Source organism: Sulfuricurvum sp. (assembly GCF_049305995.1).
Taxonomy (GTDB): Bacteria; Campylobacterota; Campylobacteria; order Campylobacterales; family Sulfurimonadaceae; genus Sulfuricurvum.
The window spans coordinates 1-2,047 of sequence record NZ_JBAQPS010000063.1; the positions used below are offsets into that span (position 1 = coordinate 1).

General features: G+C 31.5%; 4 protein-coding genes. All 4 read left to right on the top strand.

Annotation, left to right across the window (positions count from 1 at the left end; genetic code table 11):
• Nucleotides 1-1,148 (top strand): hypothetical protein (locus WA010_RS02185; RefSeq protein ID WP_422555541.1); only part of this gene is annotated, 1,148 nt, incomplete at its 5' end.
• Nucleotides 1,126-1,413 (top strand): nucleotidyltransferase domain-containing protein, encoded by a 288-nt coding sequence (locus tag WA010_RS02190; RefSeq protein WP_422555542.1) that lies wholly within the window; start codon nt 1,126-1,128, stop codon nt 1,411-1,413. The genes WA010_RS02185 and WA010_RS02190, both read left to right, overlap by 23 nt.
• Nucleotides 1,395-1,877: a hypothetical protein gene (locus WA010_RS02195; RefSeq protein WP_422555543.1), complete on the top strand. Its 483-nt coding sequence runs from the start codon at nt 1,395-1,397 to the stop codon at nt 1,875-1,877. Before WA010_RS02190 ends, WA010_RS02195 begins: the two co-directional genes overlap by 19 nt.
• Nucleotides 1,878-1,896: 19 nt before the next feature.
• The coding region (locus tag WA010_RS02200) for a glycosyltransferase (protein WP_422555544.1) at nt 1,897-2,047 on the top strand (151 nt) is incomplete at its 3' end.

The following is a 2,047-nucleotide window of genomic DNA, read 5'->3' on the forward strand; positions in this document are numbered from 1 at the left end:
TTTTACTTCAGTTCTCAGCACATGAATTTGCTCATTTGAAATTTGAATCCGATAAAACATTATCAGGAAGTCAAAAACATTTAGAACGATTAGCCACATTATTACGCTTTGCGATGAAATGGTCAGGCGGTATGGGGCTTATAGCCTTTCCTATTATTTTGGTGGTTGGATTTGTGATGCTTGATCAAAAGCAGACTCAAATACATTGGGTTTTACCATGGGTCATCTATGGGTTGGCTTCGGTATTTGTTTTTGTAAATAGTATGTTGCTTTCGTTTATAGAGGGTTGTAATAGTGTTGGAGACGTTCAAAAAATAAGATTTTTGATCTCATTTGTTACAATTTTATCTACCGGGATTCTTTTATTGAGTGGGTTTGAGCTTTATGCGTTGGCAGTTTCACTTTGTATAGGTGCATTAAGTGGAATGCTACTTATATTCTATCGATATGCGAATATGTTAAAACAACTCTATAAACTTGGTGCTAGTGTTTTTCATGATTGGAAGAGTGAAATACTTCCCTTTGTGGGTAAATATGCTATCAGTTGGATGAGTGGATATTTTATATTTTCTATCTTTACTCCCATAGCGTTTCATTATTATGGAGCGGTGGAAGCAGGCAAGGTGGGGCTTAGTATTGCAGTCTGTACAGCTATTTTTGGAATAGCCAATATTTGGATGACTATTATCATACCTAAAATGAATATGTTCGTGAGTCAAAAAGATTATGAGACACTTGACCCTATTTTCAAAAAGCATTTGATTTTATCGGTTGTTACATATATTTTTGGATTAATTACACTTTTTACAATCATCACAGTTTTCAAAGAATATGTTCCATTTGATGAAAGACTTGTGAGCTCCTTTTCACTTATGATTATTTCTACGGGTTGGTTATTGCAAATCATCGTAAGCGGATATGCCGTCTACATGAGGGCACATAAGGAAGAACCACTCGTGATACCATCATTTGTTAGTGGGATATATATAAGTTTAACAACATTACTTATCGCTATCTTTTTACCGTTTGACTACTTTTTCTTAGGTTTTTTGAGTAGTTTTGTCTGGGGAATACCGTGGGTGATGGTGATATTTAAGAGATATAAAAATCACGAGGATTATAAGTATGAGATTATCAGTAAAATATAAACAAGTCATAAAAAAATATTTTTATGAGTTTTTTCAAAATGGTGAAATATATCTTTTTGGGAGTCGTGTGGATGATAGCAAAAAAGGTGGAGACATAGATTTGTATATAGTTTTAAAAGAACACACAAATATTTTTGAAAAAAAATTGAAGTTTCTTTCAAGAATAAAACGAGAACTAGGTGAGCAAAAAATAGACATAGTTTTTAATACAGATAGTACGAGATTGATAGAAAAGGAGGCGATACAATGGGGAATAAAACTTTAGTTTATAAACAAAAAGTAGCTGACAATTTATCTGAAAGCTACAAACATCTTTTGAGGCTTGAAAATGCTTTCGTTGCACTTCAAAAGAATTATAGTTTTCCGATAGATAAAGATAGTTTTGCAGATATCGTAGAAAGTGTTGAATGTCTAGCATACAGCGACCAAATCATCTATAGATTTTCAAAACTTCAAGATTGTATGGGTGCAAAACTTTTTAAAGCAGTATTATTATATGAGGGTGAAAATATTGATAAACCTTTTTTGGACATCTTAAATCAACTTGAAAAAATGGAGATAATTGATGTTGATGAGTGGTTTGAGTTAAGAGATCTTAGAAATGAAATAGCACATGATTATGAAGATAATGAGGAGTTGGCTATTAATATGTTGAATGCTATTTTTAAATCAAAAAAAGAATTGGAAGATATTTTGAATTCAATAAAAATATTAGTAAAAATATCATAATAAGAATAGAGGAAGAAAAGTGAACAAACAATTAGCCATATGTATACCAACTTATAATCGTGCAAAAGTATTAGAGGAATTATTATTTGATTTAATTCCTCAAGTTGCTCCTCTTGATATACCTATTTATATTTCGGACAATAATTCTTTGGATCAAACACAAATTGTAG

Excerpts from the sequence above, each read along its gene's own strand:
- WA010_RS02190 (WP_422555542.1), top strand. The coding sequence starts at position 1,126 with ATGAGATTATCAGTAAAATATAAACAAGTCATAAAAAAATATTTTTAT.
- WA010_RS02195 (WP_422555543.1), top strand. The coding sequence starts at position 1,395 with ATGGGGAATAAAACTTTAGTTTATAAACAAAAAGTAGCTGACAATTTA.